Annotated in this window: 13 protein-coding genes and 1 pseudogene; 7 read left to right on the top strand and 7 right to left on the bottom strand. The window is 47.2% G+C overall.

All coding sequences use genetic code 11. The features are described 5' to 3' along the window. The 3 genes and pseudogenes from LZG72_RS26070 to LZG72_RS26060 all read right to left on the bottom strand — a co-directional run. Positions 1-2,273: pseudogene (locus LZG72_RS26070) on the bottom strand (T9SS C-terminal target domain-containing protein); the annotation flags it as partial. Between the two features lie 111 nt (positions 2,274-2,384). Next, positions 2,385-3,878 carry a DUF1501 domain-containing protein gene (locus tag LZG72_RS26065; protein WP_233878084.1) on the bottom strand — a complete coding sequence of 498 codons (1,494 nt, stop codon included), beginning with the start codon at positions 3,876-3,878 and terminating at the stop codon, positions 2,385-2,387. Between the two features lie 48 nt (positions 3,879-3,926). Further along, positions 3,927-5,570, bottom strand: a complete 1,644-nt coding sequence (locus LZG72_RS26060) for a DUF1800 family protein (RefSeq protein ID WP_233878083.1) — start codon at positions 5,568-5,570, stop codon at positions 3,927-3,929. 892 nt (positions 5,571-6,462) lie between these two features. On the opposite strand from LZG72_RS26060, the gene LZG72_RS26055 reads away from it, so the two are divergent. Beyond that, positions 6,463-7,830 carry a sugar transferase gene (locus LZG72_RS26055; RefSeq protein WP_233878082.1) on the top strand — a complete coding sequence of 456 codons (1,368 nt, stop codon included), beginning with the start codon at positions 6,463-6,465 and terminating at the stop codon, positions 7,828-7,830. Positions 7,831-7,948: 118 nt separating this feature from the next. Further along, positions 7,949-8,800 (top strand): dTDP-4-dehydrorhamnose reductase, encoded by an 852-nt coding sequence (gene rfbD, locus LZG72_RS26050; protein WP_233878081.1) that lies wholly within the window; start codon positions 7,949-7,951, stop codon positions 8,798-8,800. An 11-nt stretch (positions 8,801-8,811) separates the two neighbouring features. Here the strand turns inward: rfbD and LZG72_RS26045 are convergent, their stop codons facing one another. From LZG72_RS26045 to LZG72_RS26030, 4 genes are all read right to left on the bottom strand, one after another. Continuing rightward, positions 8,812-10,308 carry a capsule assembly Wzi family protein gene (locus tag LZG72_RS26045; RefSeq protein WP_233878080.1) on the bottom strand — a complete coding sequence of 499 codons (1,497 nt, stop codon included), beginning with the start codon at positions 10,306-10,308 and terminating at the stop codon, positions 8,812-8,814. Positions 10,309-10,383: 75 nt separating this feature from the next. Then, positions 10,384-10,560: a hypothetical protein gene (locus LZG72_RS26040; protein WP_233878079.1), complete on the bottom strand. Its 177-nt coding sequence runs from the start codon at positions 10,558-10,560 to the stop codon at positions 10,384-10,386. An 8-nt stretch (positions 10,561-10,568) separates the two neighbouring features. After that, a complete protein-coding gene (locus tag LZG72_RS26035) occupies positions 10,569-13,220 on the bottom strand; it encodes an alpha-L-rhamnosidase (RefSeq protein WP_233878078.1) in 2,652 nt (883 codons plus the stop codon). 17 nt (positions 13,221-13,237) lie between these two features. Continuing rightward, positions 13,238-14,995 (bottom strand): alpha-L-rhamnosidase C-terminal domain-containing protein, encoded by a 1,758-nt coding sequence (locus LZG72_RS26030; protein WP_233878077.1) that lies wholly within the window; start codon positions 14,993-14,995, stop codon positions 13,238-13,240. Between the two features lie 108 nt (positions 14,996-15,103). Here LZG72_RS26030 and LZG72_RS26025 point away from each other — a divergent pair, with 108 nt between their 5' ends. The 5 genes from LZG72_RS26025 to LZG72_RS26005 all read left to right on the top strand — a co-directional run bounded on the left by LZG72_RS26025 (position 15,104) and on the right by LZG72_RS26005 (position 23,075). Further along, positions 15,104-15,346 (top strand): hypothetical protein, encoded by a 243-nt coding sequence (locus tag LZG72_RS26025; RefSeq protein ID WP_233878076.1) that lies wholly within the window; start codon positions 15,104-15,106, stop codon positions 15,344-15,346. After that, positions 15,343-17,061, top strand: coding sequence for a sodium:solute symporter (locus LZG72_RS26020; protein ID WP_233878075.1), 1,719 nt, complete (start codon positions 15,343-15,345; stop codon positions 17,059-17,061). Before LZG72_RS26025 ends, LZG72_RS26020 begins: the two co-directional genes overlap by 4 nt. A gap of 265 nt (positions 17,062-17,326) precedes the next feature. Continuing rightward, the gene (locus LZG72_RS26015) at positions 17,327-18,691 is read left to right on the top strand and encodes a TolC family protein (RefSeq protein ID WP_233878074.1); all 1,365 of its coding nucleotides are present in this window, start codon (positions 17,327-17,329) and stop codon (positions 18,689-18,691) included. 73 nt (positions 18,692-18,764) lie between these two features. After that, positions 18,765-19,871 (top strand): efflux RND transporter periplasmic adaptor subunit, encoded by a 1,107-nt coding sequence (locus LZG72_RS26010; protein ID WP_233878073.1) that lies wholly within the window; start codon positions 18,765-18,767, stop codon positions 19,869-19,871. Between the two features lie 36 nt (positions 19,872-19,907). Then, complete coding sequence (locus tag LZG72_RS26005) at positions 19,908-23,075, top strand: efflux RND transporter permease subunit (protein WP_233878072.1); 3,168 nt, start codon at positions 19,908-19,910, stop codon at positions 23,073-23,075. Positions 23,076-23,127: the final 52 nt, after the last annotated feature.

Below are 23,127 nucleotides of genomic sequence, written 5' to 3'. Positions count from 1 at the left end.
CTGCCTTCATAAACCTCCACCGTAACTGCACCATCAGGAGCATTTTTATCCCAAGCCCAACCTTGGATATAGTCGCAGTCCGCTCCTTTGAGACGGCCAGCATACTCGTTGGCAGCGCAAGTTATAATCTTTGGAGAGTCTAAAAGTACGGTCGTACTTCCTTTAACCCGCACACTCAATGAATGGGCTTTGCCATCCCGAAGACTTGCAGGAGTAGCTATTTTAAAGCCATAATTACCGGTACCAATACCACTGACCTTTACATCTTCTCGATAAATATTTGCTACCGCTGTCGCGTATACCATATTACCTTCATAAACCTCCACAGTAACTGCGGTGTCAGGGAAGTTTTTATCCCACGCCCAGCCCAGAATAAAGCTGCAATCCGCCCCATTGAAGCGGCCGGCGTACTGGTTGGCAACGCAGGTTACGCTTTTGGGGGAATCCAGTAAAATTGTGCTAGTTCCTTTGATCCGCACATTCAGATGATGGGCCTTGCCATCCTTAAGACTTAAAGGTGTGGCAATTTTAAAACCATAATTACCGGTACCAATGCCACTATTCTTCACATCTTCCCGGTAAATATCCGCCACGGCAGTCGCGTAAACAGTACTTCCCTCAAAAACCTCCACAGTCATTGCGGCATCGGGCGCGTTTTTATCCCAAGCCCATCCCTGGATATAGTTGCAGTCTACTCCTCCAAAACGGCCAGCATACTGATTGACCGCACAAGTTACAGTCTGAGGAGCTGACAAAGCTGTGTTATTTCCCTTAACACGGATATTCAATTGATGGGATTTTCCGTCTTTAAGACTCAATGGAGTAGGAATTTTAAAACCATAGTTACCAGTGCCGGTCCCGTTGTTTTTCAGATCTTCCAAGTACGCGTTCGCCACGAATGTTGCATGGACGATATTGCCTTCATAAACCTCGACAGTAACTGCATTATTGGGATAATTCTTGTCCCAAGCCCAGCCTTGAACATAGTCGCAGTCTAGCGCGAAACGACCAAAATAGTCGTTCAAGGGACAATTTACGGTGCGGGAAGGCTCCACACGGTAGTTTACATCTTTTGTTTTAATTGTCAGTTGATGTGATTTTCCATCCTTAAGTGTCGCAGGCGCAGGAATATTGAAGCCATATTTTCCCGTGCCGATACCACTGTCTTTCAGGTCAGCCCTGTAAACATTTGCAACTGTGATAGCGTGAATAATATTACCTTCCCTTAGTTCGACGGTGAGCGGAGTGTTCGGACTGTTCTTGTCCCAAACCCAACCCTTAAGCGTATAACAATCGGCACCTTCAAAATCACCTCCATAAGAGCAATTCAAGCTTTGGGGTGACCCTGACAAAATAACCGAACTACCTTTTACACGAATGCTCAGCTGGTGGATTTTACCATCCATTAGACTTGCAGGTGTTGATATAACAAAACCATAGTTACCGGTACCGATTCCGTTGATTTTGAGATCTTGTCTAAATTCTTTCCCTGTGGCGGTCGCGTGTACCGTATTTCCTTCCACTAATTCAACTGTCAGTGTTGCGTCCGGGTAGTTTTTGTCCCAAACCCAGCCCCTTATTTCCGTGCATGACACAGCTTCCAGAGCTCCTTGATAATCCACAGGCGCTGAAGCCGCTGTTGATGCGGCCAGGGTATAAATGCTGTAAGTATTCGGAACAATATTCTGAGTAGTTGTTATCGAACCAGAGCTCGTTGTGCTGTTACCTCCCAGTAGAGAAAGTTCATCAACTACGGAAACAATTTTCTCCCACCTTGAGGCACTTTTATTCCAACCTACAATCGTCAAAAAAGACAGCGAATTACCGGTAAGAATTCCAACATTACTATTGGCATTCCATGTTAGAGTAATTCTAGAAGCATTTGTTCCGTCAATATCCCAGAACTCGGTCGTACCGACCTTTTTTAGCGTCCCTTCTTTGTTTGTTGTTGTAAATGGCCCCCCACTAGGCAACGAGGCTGTTGTCGGATTTTCTCGAAAATAAGCTCCGAGGATACCGTCCGATTCTGCTGCAAAAGGCCGGTACATTCCTTTATGACCCACCGGGAAGACAAATGATCCACTACCGTTTTTTTCAACATAACCGTCCACATGCTTGGCGTTTCCGATTCCCGTTAGTTTTGAGGATGCGGAAAAACTTACAATACCTTTTGAACCGGACCTTACGCCATATACAATGCCTTGCGCAAAGCTTGTAATAGCAACCGAAAGAAAGATACAAGCCGCGATAGCTATTCTGTAATACTTCTTCATCTAGCTTTTATAAAAACAAATTCACCGAACTCTTACATATATACGCGAAACGATAAGTAGAGCTATCTCAACTCTCATTTCTAAAATGCTTCTAGCAATAATCTCTCACAGTTATCCTGCAATCTTGACGCCATAGTCTCCTAAAAACTTAAGCTTGCCTCCCGCATCAATTTTAAGTTCCTTGGCTGTTATATTCTGCCCTACTTCCACGATATGCCCGGAATTGATCTTAATCTGTGTCAAAGCAGTGGGAACGCGTCCGTTCGACCAGATCTCGGGATTTGCCCAGGAACCCGAAGAAATGCTTTGTACGACATCGGAAAATAGAGATGTAGTCTTGAAATCTTTAAACAAGATCTGGTCCGTTTTCGAATTGGCTGTTCCAAACCAATCATTGAGTACGTCTCCATAAACCCTGCGAAAATCAATTTGCATTTTAATGTCGCGGTTGCTAACGCCAACTGTTGGAAGTTCGGGCAAAAGTCCATTTACCAAATCGGGGTTAGTTCCAATCATCTGCCTTTTTATCCCGGTCCCAAACACGAACATTGGTGCACCGATGCCATGATCTGTTCCTTTGGAGGCGTTAGAAGTTGCTCTCCTCCCAAAGTCAGAAAATGTCATTCCCAGTACTTTATCTTCTATACCCTGAAGTTTCAGATCATTCTGAAAAGCTGCAATCCCATCGGATAATTTTTTTAAAAGCTCAGCATGTGTTCCCTCCACACTTGTAGAGCCGACTTGGCCCGAGTGGGTATCGAATCCGCCGAGCTCCACATAATATATCTTCGATTTCAGCCCACCATGGATCAATCGCGCTACAATTTTCAACCTGTCAGCAAGCTCGTTATTCATCGATGCATCTGGATAGGCCGCTAAGTTCGTGCCCGCATCGGCTGCTGCCTTTATCTCAGCGGCGTATCCAACTGCAAGTACTTGCTTCTCTCTAATATACGCTAGCAGGTCTCCCGCATCACAACATGGCAAAGACGTATCTACCCTGGCAGTACCTTCACCAATTAGTTGATAAAATGCATTAGGATCCTGGATGGTGACGCCCATTCCTTGGCTGTTTCCTAGCAACGCTGTTGTACTGATCTGGCCTATCTGGATAGCTAACGGATCTTCCATTTCACTATTCGGATAATTTACAGGATAACCCGCATAGCGATCATTCAAATATCGTCCGGCCCAGCCGGACGTAGCATATTGATTCGAATCTACTCCGGTCATCCAGATATCAGTAGATCTGTAATGCGATTGATCTGGATTAGGATAGGAAACGGAGTTAATTACAGCCAATTTCCCTTCGTCATACAACGACCGCATTCCCGTCATTACTGGATGAAAACCAGTTTCAGGGGCACCTGCAAGTTTTAGGACACTTGTCTCGGGGATAGCTATATTACTTCTAAGGTCATAGTATTTTGAGTAATGCTCGAGTGGAATGACCGTATTTAAGCCGTCATTGCCCCCAGCCAGATAAATCATGACAAGTACACGGTCGCTGTTGAGTGCCGCAGTCTGTCTTAAGGACTGAACCAATGTTGATCCTTTTGCAAAGGATTTGATACCAAAACCATCCAGCATCAAAGGAACCATCATTGAAGATGCTGCAGATATAAAATCTCGTCTTTTCATTAATATCTGACATTAAAATATTTGATACTCGGCCATCCTCAACATAAACCTCAGCAACGCGCGGCACCTCCATATGATGGCGGCTTGTTTGGAAGTGTCATTAGGGGCAGACCTATAATAGTCCCATTCCTTCATCCACGTACTTCTGGGACTACTATTCATCATCATAATGGAGTCAATCAAAAAGTCTTTCTGCGATTGAGAAATGTCAACTGCAAAGAGATTTCTTAAAAATTCGTCCAATACTTGTTCACAAGTAATCGCAGGGGTTCCTGCTACATCTGAAAAATTAGGCTGTATTTTTTTGAGTCGTCCAAAAATGTCAACCCCCATCAGCTCACCAGCTTTCACTTCAACATTTGATGCAACAAGCGTGTCGGTACGTTTACCGCGTATTCCGATCGTTGTTTCATTTATCCAGTTTTTTGAATAACCTGTCTGAAAGTAAGCCGGTGAGCCAAACACAGTCGGTTGATCAAGCAATTCGAGCTGAAGCAACTTCATACTATCATTTAAAAAGCGAGTCAGCTTTTCAAAGTACACGTACTGAGTAGTTAAGTCCGGAACCGGCACATCAAAAAATCGAACCGTACCAATCATTAGTTCTGCAGGTGACTTAATAATGGCTCCTACATTACTCGTATCAAAAAATACATTACTGCTCAAAAGCTTTTTAATTACCGGTCCTATTTCAAAGTTATTGGAGGCGCTCGCGAAAAATGAAGCAAGCGGAACAATCACTCCATCCTCTATTTCCTGTGTCACATTGGGATTTACGTACCAACGGTACAATTTCCTACAAATGAATTTCGGACATTCCGGGTGTCCCAATAACATCGCAATTAAATCTGCAAGTTCTTCATCGCCTGCCATAGAACCGGACCTTCCAGTGACTACGGCATTACTATATTTGGAAGAAAATGTTTTATCAGAGGAATCATGTCTATCAGGAGTAAAAACCGTTTCTATCTGAGTTGTACCAGCCTTCCTTAGATTCTTAGCCTGCCAACCAGTTAATACTTGTGCAGCAGCTTTGACATCCTGCTCGGTGTAATTGTGATTACCATAAAAGTCCTTTTGTCCAACCGTAAAAATCTCCTGGAGTTCTCTTGCATAGTTCTCGTTGGGATGCTCCTTGGTACTCTCATTTCCATTTTGAAATATGAGCATTGCAGGATCCTTGCTAACAGCTGTAGCCAATTCTCGGAAGTTTCCGAGTGCGTTAGACCGTAAAAGTCTCAAATATCTGTCTATGAAGCGATAATCCTGGACTGCAGAGTAAATTACTACAAAATGATTCTGCCAGAACGCTGTTAGCTTTTCCAATACCGAAGGACGTCCATTTTGCTCTGCCATTAATCCTATCCACCAAAATTTGATATAATTGGAATAATCATAATTAAGGACTGGATTCGCTGTCAGCGGATTGTTGAGAAAAGGTAACCCGGCATCACTTCTGCTAGCGTTCATCTCTACTGGTGGCGGCGGACTGGCACGGTAAGAAACATTGCTAATCAAAATATCAACTGCCTGTATAGCAGTCTTACCAGTGAAACTTTCAATTTCTGCACGAGTAGGGCCAAACGTCGCCCTTCTAAGCAGGTGCGCCGCAGCCGAGGCATTTAATGGGGTATTATACGTGTCTAAAAATGCCATAACGAGGCTAGTTCTAATTACAGTATTATCAATCGTTGCAGTTCACTCAACTCCGCGACACGAGCATTCTACTCGAAACATAGAATTAAGTTTAATTAAAATCGTTATATCAAATAAAATAATACTATATTCATTTGCAAATATATAGAAATATGACTTCATATATACAAATTAATTCTACAAAAATTGTTTAATTGGAATTGGTTGTCGTAGCGTTAGAGGCATTCAATGGCTGATGCATTCTGAGTTAGCAGCTCTATTGCCAAAGAAAGCGGTGACAAAGTAGGAGGTAAATTGACTGTTCCGTCGTCATGAGGTTCGTTCTTGCTCCTTAGAATCAATGAGCACTGCAGTCAATTCCTTTTGCACAAAAGGAGTATGATTAGTCTTTTAAAAGCGGGCAATTACAACACTTAAGATTATAGACTTCGAACATTTGTGACAATCGTTACTCGGTATGGAAGTGTACTTCAAAATTCGTCGAAGTTTAAGGCTGTTCTCTCAATCAAAAGAAAAAAAGCGTGCTGTAGACATAAATTTGTAGAGGGGTAACAAGTCACCAAGTAATATTTGTTGTCCTAGTCCATCAACCTTAAGTCAAATATGAAAGGTCCATCGGCTATCCAACCCATATTTGCCAAATGAAGAAAATAAATCAAAAAGTCAACAAAATTTTAGGATTTTTCCAATGTTAGCTATAACCTGTTATTATATAAAATGCTTCCATAACCATCCGAAAGGGCCACTTGTGCTTTATTTATAAACTTGACGTCAATTTATTACTTATCATAGCTAAATTATTTAAACATTTACGCTATACTTGTAAAGTGTAAAGTTGGTATTGACGACAAGCTAATATACTCGACATACTTACTACAACTCAACGTCGAAAATGAAAAATCACTACCCCGGACTTCTACCTAAGGCTCATTTATGGGTCGACATTATTCTGCTTAATATTTCCTTTATTTCAGCATATCTTCTTCGATTTGATGGGTTTTCTGACTTATTCAAGAACCAGTACGTGAATTTGCTACTGGTCGCCAATTTAGTTTGGATACTTACGATACACATTCTCAAAACCTACCAGTTTTCCCGGCTCTCCTACCATTTCAACACTCAACTTGCGAAATTTTTCAAGGCAGTGATAATTCATGCTGCTGTGATTATGGCCTTTTTGTATCTCAGTAAACAAGGTGAGGACTACAGCCGTTACCAATTTCTTTTGACCTACGGACTATTCATGATGATGTCCACAATGTCAAGAGCAGCAGCGATACTTTTCTTAAAACTTTACAGGCAAGCAGGTTATAATTACAACCGTTTTGCAATCGTTGGTAAAGGAGATCTTGCGTCACTGATCCGTGAATTTTATGGAGAAAGAAAAGAGCTTGGATATCGTTATTACGGCATGTTTCAATTAGAACAGCAGGATAACCCAGTTTTTGCGCTGGAAGCTTTTGTGAGAGCCAAACAACTCGACTATGTATACTGCTGCTTAAATGAACTAAGTGACGATCAGGTTCGCGAGATCATCAAAATGGGCGAGCGACAACGAACTCAGATCCGGCTTGTTCCCGACTTTCGCGGTTTTATGACCAATATGGCCACAATCGAGTATCACGATATGTATCCCATTATTCAGGTTAACACGAAACCGTTTTCAAGCTTTAACGAGCAGACCGCGAAGAGGGCTTTTGATTTAGTTTTTTCAATTGTTGTTATGGTTTTGGGAGCTCCGGTCTTCCTGCTTGTTTTTCTGGCTATTAAGATAACATCGCCCGGACCCGTTTTCTTTAAACAGAAGCGTTCTGGCCGATGGGGAGAAATGTTTGACATATATAAGTTTCGGAGCATGTATGTGGATGCAGACAAAATGGGTCTCAAGCATTCTCAGGGAGACGATGATCCCCGGATAACGCCGATTGGCCGCATTCTTAGGAAATCTAGACTGGACGAATTGCCACAATTCATCAATGTGCTAAAAGGAGAAATGTCCGTAGTTGGACCGCGTCCGCTATTCAAATACGATGTGGATATGCTTATGGAGGCCGAGCCTCACGAGTTCCAGAGACTTTTGACTGTAAAGCCAGGTATTACTTCCATCGGGCAAATTACGGTCGGCTACGCAGATACAATGGCAAAAAATGTCGAGCGCTTAAAGTACGATCTGCAATACCTTAAATCCTATAGTGTATTTGATGACGTAAGACTTATTTTCCGGACGCTTCAGGTAATGGTCCTTGGCAGAGGTCAATAATCCTGTCTCTTACTTATCCCTAAAGCTTTACAGCCTGGCATTTTGTCCAGGCTTTTTTAATAGGTTAGACCTCGTTCGTCTATCTTTGACATTCATTATTAATTAAGCTTAAAACTCAATGAAAATCGTAGTTCTCGGAGGGTCCGGCCAATTAGGAAGTTGCCTCAAAAAAGTATCCACAGAAAGAAATATTACAGACATTTCCTTTCCAACAGAAGAAGCGGGCAATATCCTTGATATTGAAGCTTTGGAGACCCTGCTTGCCCATGAAAAACCGGAATACGTCATTAACTGCGCTGCCTATACAGCAGTTGACAAAGCAGAGGATGATCAGGATATTTGCCGAAAAGTAAATCGGGATGGCGCTGCCAACGTAGCAGCGGCTTGCAAAAAACATGGCGCTGCACTTGTTCACATTAGTACGGATTTCGTTTTTAAAGGGAACGTGACAGGCTTGCTATCAGAGGCCGATAGCACAGAACCTGAAAATATCTATGGTCTGACGAAATTGGAGGGGGAAATAGCCATTGCCGAAATGCTGCCAGAGCATTTTATCTTGCGTACTAGTTGGCTATATTCGGAGTATGGCAACAACTTTGTTAAAACGATGTTGCGATTGGGCAGAGAAAGGGATCAGCTCGGCGTGATTGTCGATCAGGTAGGTTCTCCTACTTACGCAATTGATTTAGCAGGAGCGATTTTGGATATCATTGAATCCGGAAGTAGAGCATATGGAATCTACCATTACAGCAACGAGGGCGTGACTTCCTGGTACGATTTCGCAAAAGCGGTATTCGACATTAGCGAAACCCCGGTAACGCTTGTTCCCGTGAAAACTTCCGAGTATATAACGAAGGCTGTTCGCCCCGCCTACTCTGTGATGGATAAAACCAAAATCAAGTCAGCTTTCGGAATTTCCATCCCTTATTGGAGAGATAGCCTTGGAATTTGTATTAACCGCCTTGTTTAGCGTTTCATGGCTTAAAAAGCGATGTTTTTACGGATGGACAACATCGCTCCAAATGCGTTATCAAATAGCTTACCCTGATCGAGGGAAATGGCTCCCTTAAGTGTGGAGCCACTAAACCATCTGACGGGTTTTGATAGTTCAACAATCCCTGAAAACTGGTATATCTTTCCCGGAAGCGGCTGATCGTAAGTCCCCTGATTACTTGAAAGCGATAACTTCGTCGTCCAGGTGGCATCATTTAGCCTTCCTATCATGCCTGTGTGTATTACCCACACGCGGTTGTTATTTGTAAAAAAATCCGCATATCCCGGCCAGTTGTTTTCCGTGCCGGCTGTAATGAATGGCGTGCCGAGTCCACGGCCAAAATAGGACCAGCCGTCCCTTACCTGCGCGTTATTGAAATAGTCGTCTTTGCCGCGGATGTGCGTACTGTCAACCACACTGCCTCCCTGGCTTTTTGTGTAAAGCAATTCCAGTGTCAGCTTATCCAGTGAAAATACCTTGCCTTCCCCGTTTTTCATTGTAAAGCTCACTCCATTAAGCCCGTCCTTCACGTTATTGAGGTAAAATAATGAACCGTCTTCGACCAAATTTTGCCGATAGAGCATCACATTTACCGATTCAAAATCAAGTTCCAGTGCCGCGTCAAGACTTGCGACATGATTTCCGATCCGGTTGGTCCGATCAAAATCAGAAATGTCTTTTAGTTTCAAGGGCTTAAACCCCGATACCACATACCAGTATTTATCTAATCCCCTGGGCATTTGTCCGTTCTCGGTAAAATACGGGCTCTTCCCGCCCCATTGCACCGCGTGATTGAAGCCTCCGTGTAATTTCACTTTGCCGTTTGGCCTTCCTAACCTTACAAATAATCCTTTGTTATGAAGCTTTAACTCACTGGTAACAGGCCGCTTGTTGCCCAGCCAGCCATCGGAATAAAAACCTTTGAAATACAAAAAATTACGGATCACAGGGACATAATTCTCAAATGCAAGCTCGATTCGAGGCACGGGAAGTGCATTTCCCGACCACATATACGAACCCGTTCCCAGCTCATGGTCGTTAAAGCCAACATACTTTTTTCTTCTGCCTACGGTCAGCTGAAAACTGCCCAAAGCAATTCCTGCATAGGCCTGGGGAATTAAAAGTTTGCTGTGCTCGCTGGCGTTTCCCACAAGCTCGACTCCGTATGGAAGGCTCCATTTAAGACTTGCAGAAGTATCTTTGCTAAGGATTTCCCGCCCCTCAACGCCCAATCTCAGGCTTCCCAGCTGACCGGAGGTCGGAACGATCCCCCATTGATTGGCATGCAACCAGAAAGGCGTCCTTGACGCTGTCGAGCCGTAAGCGGCCAGTTCAACCCAGGCTTTCCCCTGCGTAGTTTTGGAAGTGGTATCCTGCTGAAAACCCGGCCGGGCGAGCACGCCAGGGATTTCAAAGGCCAAAAGAAGTAATGTCGCGCAAAAAAAAGTCAATGGATTTAAAATTCTGGTTTTGGCAGATGTCATTAACAAGGTCGAATTAAACGTTGAGTTACGTGCTTTGAAGCCCAAAAGTTAAAAATTTTATCGAGACTTTATTAACTATCTGACAACAAACTCATAGAAACCCGAGCCCACCTCTACAACCTGGTACCCGTCTTTACTACCAATCACCTTGACTTTCTTTGTCTTGCTTAAAGGCTCGCCCCCGGTTAGAATTTGAGCCGCCTGCGATGCAGGGACGTGGATTCTGGCGACGGTGTTTGTGGGAACGGTCACTCTTACTTCTAGTGGTCCTCTTTTCTTTCCCACTCGGAGGTGATTAAGCCGTTGATCGTTTTAAGACTTGCCTTTAAGTGGTTTATCCCGTCCTTGCCCATACCTTTCGGGGCGATTTCAGGCCTGATATCAAACTCGGCATAGCCCGGTTTTGTCGCTTTAATACCGGCCGCGTGCCCAAACATCCATTCACAAACTGCGCCAAACGCATAATGACTAAACGAGTTCATGGCTGCATTATACTTAAAGCCATCTTCCTTGGTATAGCTGTCCCAGCGCTCCCAGATGGTCGTCGAGCCGTTCTCCACTTCAAATCCCCAGGAGGGAAATTCTTTGCTTAAAAATAATTTGTAAGCCAGATCCGGGTGGCCGCTTACCGATAATGCCGGAAGAAGGGGCTTTGCGCCAAGAAAGCCGGTAGCTAGTTTATTGCCGTTTTCTTTGATGAGCTCAGAGAGAAACGCTCCTGATTTTTTAATCGCTTTCTCCTCGACGATATTCATGTAAATCGCATTGGCGTAAGCGGTTTGCGTGTTTCCTGTAAAACCAAGCGCGCCGTCTACATAACCGGCCCCATTTCCATACGCTTTCTGGTTGCATGTAAACCTGCCCTGGGAATCGGTGTAATGTTCAAGGATTGCCTTGCGGGCTTTGGCCGATGTCAGGGCAAACCGCTGCTGATCTTTTTTGTTTCCGATCGCTTGGGCCATTTCTGCCATCAAATCCGCGCAGTAGGCATAGTAAAAGGATGCCAGAAGGTCTGGCGGCGTTTTTTTACCAAAAGAGAGCCAGTCACCATAACCGCCTTTTGGGTCGAGATCGGCAAAGGCGTTTTCTTTAAAGACGAAATCACCTTTGCTTCTCTTTTCTAAAAAGTCCATGAACCGGACCATGTGCGTCCAGCCTTCGCTGATCATTCTCGTGTCAGCGTACGCGCGGTAAATCTGGTAGGGGCAAATGATGCCTGCCTCCATCCATCCGGGCGAGAAAGTATCGGTTTTTCGAAGGTCGGGTGCGGGCGCGTACAGGGGATAAGCCCCATTGGCCCGCTGGCCATCGTTGAGGTCAACGACCCATTTGGTAAAAAAGGAAGCGACATCGCGGTTGAAGGTGGCTGATTTCGCGTACACCTGCGCGTCTCCCGTCCAGCCAATGCGCTCATCGCGCTGGGGGCAATCGGTTGGAATATCAATGTAGTTGGCCCGCTGGGTCCAGTCGATGTTGCTGTAAAGCTGATTGACCATCGCATTGTCGGTTTCAAATGAGCCGGTTTTGGGCGTGTCCGATCCGATGACCAAACCCAGCAGCGTCTGGCTGTCGGGCCTATATCTTAATCCTTTTATTTCCACAAACTGAAATCCATGAAAAGTGAACTTCGGCTCCCAGGTTTCTCCCTGAGGATCTCCCTTTACGATATAGGTATCGGTGGCGCGCGCCATTCTCAGGTTCTCAGTCATCAGCCTCCCGTCGGGATAAAGCTTCTCCCCAAACCGCAGCCGGACCGTGTCCCCTGCCTCGCCTTTGACATGGAGCCTGATGATCCCTGCAAAATTTTGCCCCATGTCCATGATGTAGCTGCCATCCGGCCGCTTTGTAGTCGATTGGACTGGAAGTGTCTGAGTCACTCTCACCGGAGGGCCGGGATAGACCTGTATTTTCCTTTCTGGCCGGTCCTCAAAAACCTGCGCTTGCTTCCAGCTTTTATCATCGAAGTCGGCCTTATTCCAGCCGTTTTGTTCCAGCCGGGCGTCATACGTTTCTCCGTTTAGCAGGTCGGATTCCAACAGCGCGCCCTGACTGGCCTTCCAGGTTTGGTCGGTTAAAAAAGTCTCCATGGATCCGTCCTGATAGGTGACTTCCAACTGGGCTTTTAGGACAGGCACTTTCCCATAAAACGCCCGTACTACCGGATTTTGAACCAGTAGTGAATAGCCCAGATACCCTGCGTACCAGCCGTAAGAGACCTGCGAGGCCAATGCATTCGCGCCGGCCCTGAGCTGGGAGGTAACATCATAGCTCTGGTAGTAAACGCGTTTGTCGTAATCGGTCCAGCCGGGCGTTAAAAACGCGTCACCGATTTTGTTACCATTAATGGAAAATTCATAGAGGCCCAGCGCCGTGACATACAGTGTCGCTTTTTTAAAGGTAGCTTTAACGTGAATTTGTTTTCTCAGGTACGGTGCCGGCGGCAAATGGTATACTTTTCCTTTTCCAAGATGATCTAAGTCAAGGCCAATCCAGCTGGCCTTCCACTCTGATTTGGCAAGAAGGCCCATTTGCCAGCTGCTAGCCTTGCTCCACGGTCCCACTACCCCGTTTTTATCCCAGCTTCTGACTTTCCAGTAACAGCTCTGGCGGGACTTTAATGGTTTTCCCGCGTAAGCTATCTGATAAGTTGCCCGGTGATTTACCTTGCCTGAATTCCACAAATCTGCTTTGGATTCGGTTAGATCCTGCTCTGAGAGCGCTACCAGGATCTGGTAGGCGGTTTGCACCTGATTGGTCTGCGGCGAGTTCAGCTCCCAGCTCAGGCGTGGAGAGGCCGCGTCGGTGACCGGGTTCTCATGATACTCGCAGCGCAGGTAGGACGGGCTTAAACCCTGGGCAATCGAGCTGGACATACTGGCAAGGAAAGTCAAAAGCAGTAACGGGATTTGCATAGCTCAGTAAAATACTTTTAACGCAATACTTTCACTCCTTTCGGAGCATCGATCATCGATTTAACGGTCCCGTCAGTCTGTTTTTCATGACGGATTTTAACAACGCCCAGCGGCGTGGGATAGGTCCCTTCCACCCAGGCAAGATCGCCCAGGTTGGCCTGCACGCGGATGGTTTTGCAGCCGGCTTCCACCACGCTCACCCCGAGCACATGCTCGGTGAGCCAGGAAGTAGGACCCGACGCCCAGCCGTGGCACAGGCTGTGCCGAAGGTTTTTATAACAATAAGCACCAAAATCCCCGTGAATATCATCTTTTCCAGCAGGCACCAGTTCATCGATCGGAGCTGCATTTTTTGTCCACTTCAAATCAAAATCCTCCCAGAATGTGGTTGCCCCCATATCCAGCATGCCACCCCAATAGCTGCGAATGCAGTTTAATGCGCCGGTATAATCTTTTGCTTTGGCTTTGGCCTCCAGCATATAATAGCCGTAAAAGGTCGAGAAGTTCTCGCAGTCCCCGATCGCGATCACCTCTGCATTAGCTTTTTCGGCCGGGATCAGTCCGGCCAGCGCCATCAGTGCGGCTGCCTGCTTGGAGCCGTTCATGTCGGGCACGTACAGGCTCATTTGCGCGGCGGCGTTTTTGCATTTTGCAGCCTGGGCCGGCTCGTCAAGAATGGTGCACAACTCGGCACCGGCCTGAAGGGTCATGACCATCATCGCATGCAGGCCCGCGTGGATGCCTTTTGGGTTTTCACTCGATGGCCAGTCCAGAAAGCGGGTACCGTCCAGGTTTTCTTTGTTGTCTTTGGTTTTTTCCATTAAAAGATCAAGCAATGCCACCAGGTATTTTTGCTGTTTGCGCAGGTACTCTAAATCTCCCTGATTTTTGTATAAATCCCTGTGAATGAGAACCCACCACATCGAATAAGCACTGATCCCATTCATCCAGCCCGGCAGCGGGGTAATATCCCGGGCCTGGTCCAGGCTTTTTGCCACGACCTCATTTTTTCCAAAAACCGTGTTAATGGTCATCACCTCCGGGTGCATATCCCCCACCCACACCAGGCGGTCACGTTTAATGCCATCCCAAAGGTATTCCTGCATATTCAAATGCACCGTATAGGCACCTGTGTTCCAGATCTGGTTGAGCCGCTCATCACTGCTTTTAAAAGAACCCAGATACGCAATGTCGCGGTACTCGAAAATGGCTCTCACTTCCTTTAATTGCAGCTCGCGGTTAGCATCAATGAGATCAATGCGCACGAATCGAAAACCCGAATTGCCTACCTGCATCGCACCCAGCCAGGGTACTTCGATGGTGAAGTCGCGCATCGCATGATCGTTGGTGGCGCCCTGAATGGTATCAATCTCCGACATGGCCTCGCTGACGGATTCTCCAAAACGTACCCGGATCCGGACCGGCTTTTGGTTTGCAGGCTGATCGGTAATGATCTGAATGCCGCCTTGTATTTCCTTGCCAAAATCAAAAACGATCCCCGGCCTTGCCTGGTCGTCACTTATGAGCGTACAGAAATTCTTATGCACCAGATCGGCTTGCCCGGTGCCTTTTTTAAGCAGGTTCTGCGCGTTAACCACGCTGGTTCCGGTCTTATCGGAGGTCCACACAATGCGTCTGGCCGTGAGGTAGTCCCTTACGCGCGAATCCCTCTGAGTCTGGTAGCTTTTATCAAAAATGGGTGGAAGCTGCTGGCCGGCAGCAAATTGATGCATCGCCAGCAAAGCTCCGACACAAAGCGCAACGTATTTTTTCACGACGGGAAAGTTAAATTTCATTGTAATATTTGGGGAAAATAAGTAATTATTAACTAGCTAACTAGCCTGTTGTATCCTGTTTAGCAAACGCAGCGCGAAGCTTCCAATATGCGAAATCAAGAGAAATACCGTTCTAATTTTGCCAGCCACGCATTAGCGTCTAATTTTGGGCTGACAGCCAAACGCTACCCTTTGATGACCACCAAAGAAAACAGTACGCAGGACCCGGGTTTCCCCCGTGACGGTTTGCCCCCATTTGTGCGCAGCTGGAAACAGCTTTACATCGTAATGATCGCAGCGCTGGCTCTTCTCATTGTCCTCTTCTATTTCTTTATGACCCATTTTCAATGAGCTCTCTGGACTGGATTGTACTTTCTCTTACCCTGCTCTTTGTTGTTTTTTACGGGATTTACCGTAGCCGGGAAAAGCATACGATGGACTCCTTTTTACTAGCCGGCCAGTCCATGCCGTGGTATCACGTTACCTTATCGCTCATGGCCACCCAGGCAAGCGCCATCACGTTTTTATCCGCGCCCGGGCAGGCTTATACGGACGGAATGCGTTTTGTTCAGTTCTATTTCGGCTTGCCGCTGGCGATGGTGGTTTTGTGCGTCACGTTTGTGCCTAAGTTTGGCCGCTTAAAGGTATTTACCGCCTACGAATTTTTAGAAGGGCGCTTTGACTTGCGCACGCGCGCGCTCACCTCTTTCCTGTTTTTATTGCAACGCGGGCTTTCAACGGGGCTTTCCATTTATGCTCCCTCGCTGATCCTTTCGGCGATCTTAGGATGGGACATCACCTGGACAAACATCATTTCCGGAGGAATTGTCATGCTTTACACCATCCGGGGCGGCTCGCAGGCCGTGTCCCACACGCATTTACAGCAAATGGGCATCATCACCGTGGGTATGGTGGTGGCCGGAGTGATGGTCGTCAAATTCCTGCCCGAACAGGTTTCCTTCACCGACGCCCTGCATGTAGCTGGCAAGATGGGAAAGGTAAATCTGATTGATTTTACATTTGATTTAAATAACCGCTATAATGTCTGGTCCGGGCTCATCGGCGGGTTTTTCCTGCAACTCTCCTATTTTGGTACCGACCAATCTCAGGTCGGGCGTTTTCTGACCGGCAGCTCCCAGGGCCAAAGCAAGCTGGGGCTGGCCATGAACGGGCTGCTAAAAATCCCGATGCAGTTTCTGATCCTGCTGGTGGGAGTGCTGGTTTTTGCTTTTTATCAGTTTACAACTCCTCCCCTGTTCTTTAATCAAACGGTTGTTGATAAGATCAAAACCACCCCGTATGCCAGCCAGTACCATGCGCTCGAAAAGCAACATGAAAAGGTCCAGGCCCAAAAACGGCCGCAGGTCCTTGCACTCACCGATGCCCTGAAAAGAAACGACCAGGCGGCCATTGACGCCTCGCGAGGGGTCTTATCAAAAATGGAGGCTAAAATCAGCGACCTGCGTTCGGATTCGCAAAAACTGCTCTCCAAAGCGAATGGCGGGGATACCAACGATGTCAACTACATATTTCTGCGCTTTGTGATCGACTACCTGCCCAAAGGCATGGTCGGGCTTTTGATTGCCGTGATCCTGCTGGCTTCGATGGGCTCGGTGGCCAGTGCCTATAACTCGCTTGCTTCCTGCTCGGTGATCGATGTTTACAAGCGGATACTTCGAAAGGACAATTCAGATCACGATTACCTGAAAGCCTCCCGCTGGGCTACTTTTTTTTGGGGTATCTTCTGCATCGCCGTAGCCCAATACGCCTCCCGGCTGGGAAGTATGATCGAGGCCGTGAACATTCTCGGCTCGCTTTTTTACGGGGTCATCCTCGGGATTTTCCTGGTGGCGTTTTATTTTAAAAACATCGGAAGCCGGGCCGTGTTCTGGGCCAGCATCACCGGCGAAATCTTTGTGATCATCAGCTTTAACTTAGAGCTGACTGCCTTTCTATGGCTCAACCTGATCGGTTGCGTGCTGGTCATTGTCTTTGCCTGGATCATTCAAAAGTTGTGGCCGCAAGCCCCAACAACGATCCCTGCCTATACAGAGTCGGTGCCCTGAAACTGTGTTTTACAATAAAACCGCGCGTCAGCACTTTTCCATTTAAAATTTAGATATTTTTAGGATTATGCATCATTTTGCTACTTTTTTAGGGAGCAAATTGAACCTATTGCCGCCTTTTCATCCTTAGTACATACAATTGGGCAACCGGACAGTGTGTTTTATAATTCATTTGTCACCGATTGTTACAAAAATAATGCATTCAAAGCCGCACCTGCCCGCTGGCAGGATTAACACCATTTCCCTATCTAAAAAATATTTTTGCATGAAGTATTGGTCAAAGCCGCAAAAAATCACGCGTTTGGCACTTGGCTCGGCATTCCTGTTTCTGCTCTCTTGTTTTCCTGTTCTTTCCCAGGCAATTCAAGAGGCTAAAAATGAAGCTCCTGTTTTGGAGCAGGCTACCTTGTCTGATGTAGTTACGTACGCCATTAAAAACCAGCCCGTGATCCAGCAGTCTCTCATCGATGAGCGGATCACAGAAAATCAAATCCGAAGCCGTCTTGCAGACTGGTATCCGCAAATCAACTTTAATTACAACCTCCAGCACAACTTCATTGTCCAAACCAGCATTATCGCGGGAAATCCGGTGAAACTAGGGGTAAGCAACATTTCTGCGGCGCAGTTCACCTTGTCTCAGCAGATTTTTAACCGCGATGTGCTGCTTGCCAATCAGACCAGAAAAGACGTTTTGCTTTCTGCCAGCCAGTACACTGCCAGCAACAAAACCGATCTGACTGTCAACGTCTCCAAAGCATTTTACGACGTGCTGGCCACCACCCAGCAGATCGATGTCGCCCAGGAAGACATCGTTAGATTAGAGCGAAGCCTGAAAGACGCCGAAAATCAGTATAAGTCCGGCATTGCCGACAAGATTGATTACAAGCGGGCTACCATTTCGCTAAACAACACCCGGGCCAATAAAAAAAGTAACGAGGAGGTCCTCAAAGCAAAACTGGAATACTTAAAATCGCTCATGGGATATCCCAGCCAGAAGGCATTGACAATCAGCTACGATACCTTGCAGATGGAGCGTGAGATTACCCTGGATACCTTGCAAAATGTGGATTTTACCGCAAGGGTCGAATACCAGATCCTTGCCACGCAGAAAAAGTTGGCCGAGGCCACTCTCCAATACAACAAATGGAGCTACCTGCCCAACATTTCCCTGAACGGGGCTTATAACCTGAATTTCCAAAATAACCAGTTCACTGACCTTTATAGTAAAAACTATCCCAACTCTTTTGGCTTACTGACACTTTCCCTGCCCCTGTATCAGGGCGGCAAACGAAAAGCAAATACGAAAGCTGCCGAATGGGCCGTTAAAAGGCTTGACTGGGATATCAAAGGGTTACAAAACAATGTCAACTCCGAATACTCCTCGGCACTGGCCAACTACAAAGGCAACCTGACTAATTTACTGGCCCAGAAAGAAAATGTCGATCTGGCCCGCGAGGTATATGAGGTGATCCAGCTTCAATATAAATCCGGCATTAAAACCTATCTGGAAGTGGTCACCTCGGAAACGGATCTGAGACTTGCCCGCATCAATTACTACAACGCCCTTTACCAGACCCTGGCCAGTAAGATCGACGTTCAAAAAGCGCTCGGACAGCTCAATTATTTGTAACTGTTTCCATTAGGGAACGCCCGAAAGTTTCTTCCCCGAAAAATTGCTATTAATCGAAAAATACCTTGATGATATGTTCTTTAATAAAATGAAATATTACTCGGCTGCATTGCTGGCGCTTACCTTGCAGGCATGTAGCAAAAAAGACCAGCAACAGCAGCCTACCCAGCCGCAGGCCGTGCCCGTCACGCTCACGGAGGTAACCACCTCAGAGGCTAGTTACTACGATGAATACCCCGGAACGGTCGTGCCATTAAATGAAATTGAGCTTCGCCCGCAGGTGACCGGATTTGTAACCGGCATCCATTTTACCGACGGGGCGCGGGTTCGTAAAGGGCAGCTGCTCTACTCCATTGACGCCCAGCTCTACAATGCCAACTACGAGCAGGCGGTGGCCAACCTGAATGTGCAGGAAGCCAATTTAGCACGCGCCCAAAAAGACGCCGACCGGTATCATGAGCTGGAAAAAAACGATGCGATCGCTCGGCAGCTCGTCGATAATGCCGACGCGGCATTGGAAGTCGCCAAGCGGCAGGCAGACGCTGCCAAGGCCAATATCAAGGCGGTTCAAACCAGCGTGAATTACACCAAAGTGACCGCTCCGTTTGAGGGGGTCATCGGCATTTCTCTTGTAAAAGTGGGCGCGGCCGTTTCTGCCGGGCAAACGATTTTAAACACCGTTTCCACCGATAGCCAGCTGGCCGTGGACTTTAATGTAGATCAGAAAGAAATTTACCGGTTTTCGACGCTGATGAAAAACGCGAAGGCTGCTGATTCTACATTTACATTAAAATTCGGAAACGAGATTTTTCCCGCCTCCGGTAAAATCGCCCTCATTGACCGGGCCGTGGACCCGCAGACGGCAACCATTAAAACCAGGCTCGTATTTCCAAACAAAGACAACAGGCTGCGCTCGGGCATGAGCGGGACCGTTCGGGTGCTCAACAATGCAGCCGCCAAGTCGGTTGTGATCCCCTACAAAGCAGTCACCGAGCAGCTGGGTGAATTTTTTGTCTATGTGGCAGGCGACAGCAGCAAAGTAAGTCAGCGCCGTGTAGTGCTGGGAACCTCTCTGGGGACCAATGTCATCATTAAGGAAGGACTTAAAGAAGGAGAAAAAATCGCTGTGGAAGGGGTTCAGAGCCTGAGGGAAGGCGCAGTTATCAAAGATGGCAAGTGATCCCCGGCCTATTACCATTTAAAATAATCCAGTAAAATGATTGCAGATATTTTTATAAAAAGACCCATTACGGCCATCGTCACTTCCGTCGTGCTGGTGCTGGTGGGTCTGATTGCATTAACAACCCTACCTGTTGCGCAGTATCCGGATGTAACCCCGCCGACTGTCACGGTGAGCGGTAACTTTACGGGCGCTGACGCCCAGACGGTCGAGCAGACAACAACAACGCCCATTGAAACCCAGATTAATGGTACGCCCGGCATGACCTACATGTCCAGTAACTCGACCAGCAGCGGGCAGAGCAGCATCAACGTGGTTTTTGATGTAGGAACCAATGTAGACATTGCAGCCCTGGACGTGCAAAACAGGGTCAGTGTCGCAGAGCCTACCTTGCCCGATGCGGTAAAAAGACTAGGGCTGACCGTTAGAAAACGCCAGCCCAGCATCATGATCGTTTTGGCCCTTTATTCACCCAATGGGACCCATGACGCCCAGTTTATCGGCAATTACGCCAACATTTATTTAAAGGATGCCTTGCAGCGCGTGAAAGGCGTGGGCGATATCATTTCCCGGGCAGATGACTTTGGGATGCGGATCTGGCTTAACCCGGAAAAGCTGGCCAACCTGCGCATGACCCCTTCTGACGTTTCGGCCGCATTGGCGGAGCAAAACCTGCAAGTGGCAGCTGGAACCATTGGTGGAAACCCGCAGCCGAACACGCAAACGTTTGAATACAACGTGCTGACCAACAGCCGGCTTAATACCAAGGCGCAGTTTGAAGACATTATCGTCCGAAGCTCGCCCCAGGATGGAAGCGTGGTATATCTGCGCGATGTAGCCCGGGTGGAGCTGGGAAAATTTGACTACGGCGCCAATGCATTTGTAGAAGGAAAGCCGGCCGCATTCGTGCTGATCTATCAGGCACCGGGGGCTAATGCGCTTGCCACCTATGATGGTGTGATGAAAAAGCTGGCGGAGATGAAAAAAACGTTCCCCAAGGACATCGACTACGTGATTCCTAACGAAACGGCGACTGTGGTTAAAGTTTCAATCGAGGAAGTGTTAAAAACATTTGCGGAAGCAATGATCCTGGTTGTAATTGTCGTGTTCTTGTTTTTGCAAAACTGGCGGGCGACACTTATCCCAATCCTTGCCATTCCCGTCTCGCTGATTGGTACGCTGATCTTTTTTATCCCCTTTGGTTTTACCATCAATACACTGACGCTCTTTGCTTTCGTACTTGCCATTGGTATAGTCGTCGATGATGCCATTGTGGTCGTTGAAGCCGTGCAGCACTACATTGATGAAAAGAAAATGTCGCCCAAGGATGCCACCGTTCAGGCCATGAAAGACATTTCAGGTCCTGTAATTGCGATTGCCTTGATTTTGGCGGCCGTTTTTGTGCCGGTAAGCTTTGTGCCCGGAATTGTAGGACGGCTCTATCAGCAGTTTGCCATTACCATTGCCGTTTCTGTTTTGCTTTCGGCCTTCGTAGCACTCTCGCTAACGCCTGCATTGTGCTCGATCATGCTCAAACCTTCCAAGACGGAGAGTGAAAGCAAAAACTGGCTGGAAAAATTCTTTGATCGTTTCAATCACTGGTTTGATAGGGTTTCCCGGGGATATACGCGTGGTGTTGCCTCCTGGATTAAAGCCACTCCGCTTGTGCTTGTGATGATGGTCTGCCTTTTTGTAGGATTATTTTTCCTTTTCAAAAACAAACCTTCCGGCTTTATTCCCGTGGAAGATGAAGGCCGTCTTTTTGTAACTTATGAGATGCAGGAAGCAACCTCGACGACGCGTAACATTGCCATGCTCAAAGAAATCATGAAGCGGATTTCTGCGATTCCAGAAGTCCGCGTGGCAGGTGGTCTGGCGGGACTTAACGTGCTGAGCTTTTCGAATAAATCCAATGTAGGTACCTTATTTTTGAGCTTGCAGCCGTGGGCTAACCGTAAAGGCGCCGAGCATCACGTGCAGGCGGTCATCAAGCAAATCCAGGGCCGCACCGCCGATATCAAGGAAGCAAGGGTTTTAGCGATCGCGCCTCCGGCGATTCCGGGTCTGGGTGCCACCTCAGGCTTTACCTTCCAGCTACAGCAGTCTACCAGCACAGACAATATCCAGCAGTTTGAAGGCGTCATGCGGAATTTCCTGGGAGAAGTCAACAAGCGACCCGAGATTGCGATGGCCTTTACTTTCTTTAATGCAAGAACGCCAAGTTACCAGATTGATGTGGACCGGGACAAAACCAAAAAGCTGGGTGTTCAGGTCAATGATGTGTTCAGCTCGCTTTCGACGCTTTTGGGAAGTAGCTATGTGAACGATTTCAATTTGTACGGACGTAATTTCCGGGTAATGATCCAGGCCGACAGCAGTTTCCGGTCTTCGCTGGATAAAATTCAGCAGTTCTATGTCCGTAACCGAGAAGGAAATATGATCCCCCTGGGCTCTCTGGTGACGACCAAGGTAGTAGAGAACCCGGCCTTGATTTCCCACTACAATATTTACAGGTCAGTAGAGATCAACGGTACCCCTAAACCGGGTTACAGTAGCGGGCAGGCCATTCAAGCCTTGCGCGAAGTGGCCCAGAAACTTCCGGCCGGATACAGCTACGAATTCTCAGGGATGAGTAGTGAAGAGATCAAGGCGGGCGATAGCACCACGACGATCTTTGCCATCTCGATTGTTTTCGTATTCCTGTTCTTGGCAGCCCTTTATGAGAGCTGGTCGATCCCGTTCTCGGTGTTGTTTGCCGTGCCCATCGGCGCATTTGGCTCGATCCTTACCTTGACTTTTCTGCCGAGTTTATCCAATAACATTTACGCGCAGATCGGTTTGATCACCTTGATTGGTCTTGCTGCCAAAAATGCAATCCTGATCGTCGAATTTGCCAAAGAGCGCGTGGATGGAGGCATGGAGCTTGTAAAGGCGACCCTGGAAGCCGTTCAGCTCCGTCTGCGGCCTATCATCATGACTTCCCTTGCCTTTATTCTCGGCGTTCTCCCACTTGCCTTTGCCAGCGGGGCAGCCGCTGAATCCAGAAAGACCATTGGCTGGACGGTGTTCGGGGGCATGCTTGCTGCCACCTCGCTGGCGATCTTTGTTGTCCCCGTGCTTTTTGTAGCCATTGAAAAGTTAGCGACCGGAAAGAAGCTTCCAAAGGAAACGAGTCCTGATGGCAATAAGCCACTGACAGCTTAAATTCTGGTGGGATTTAGTAGCAGAGCGGTTGTCTTTAAAAAAAGGCAACCGC

The sequence above is a fragment of the Dyadobacter sp. CY323 genome, assembly GCF_021390245.1.
GTDB lineage: Bacteria > Bacteroidota > Bacteroidia > Cytophagales > Spirosomataceae > Dyadobacter.
This window is presented reverse-complemented; position numbering and strand designations above follow the sequence as displayed.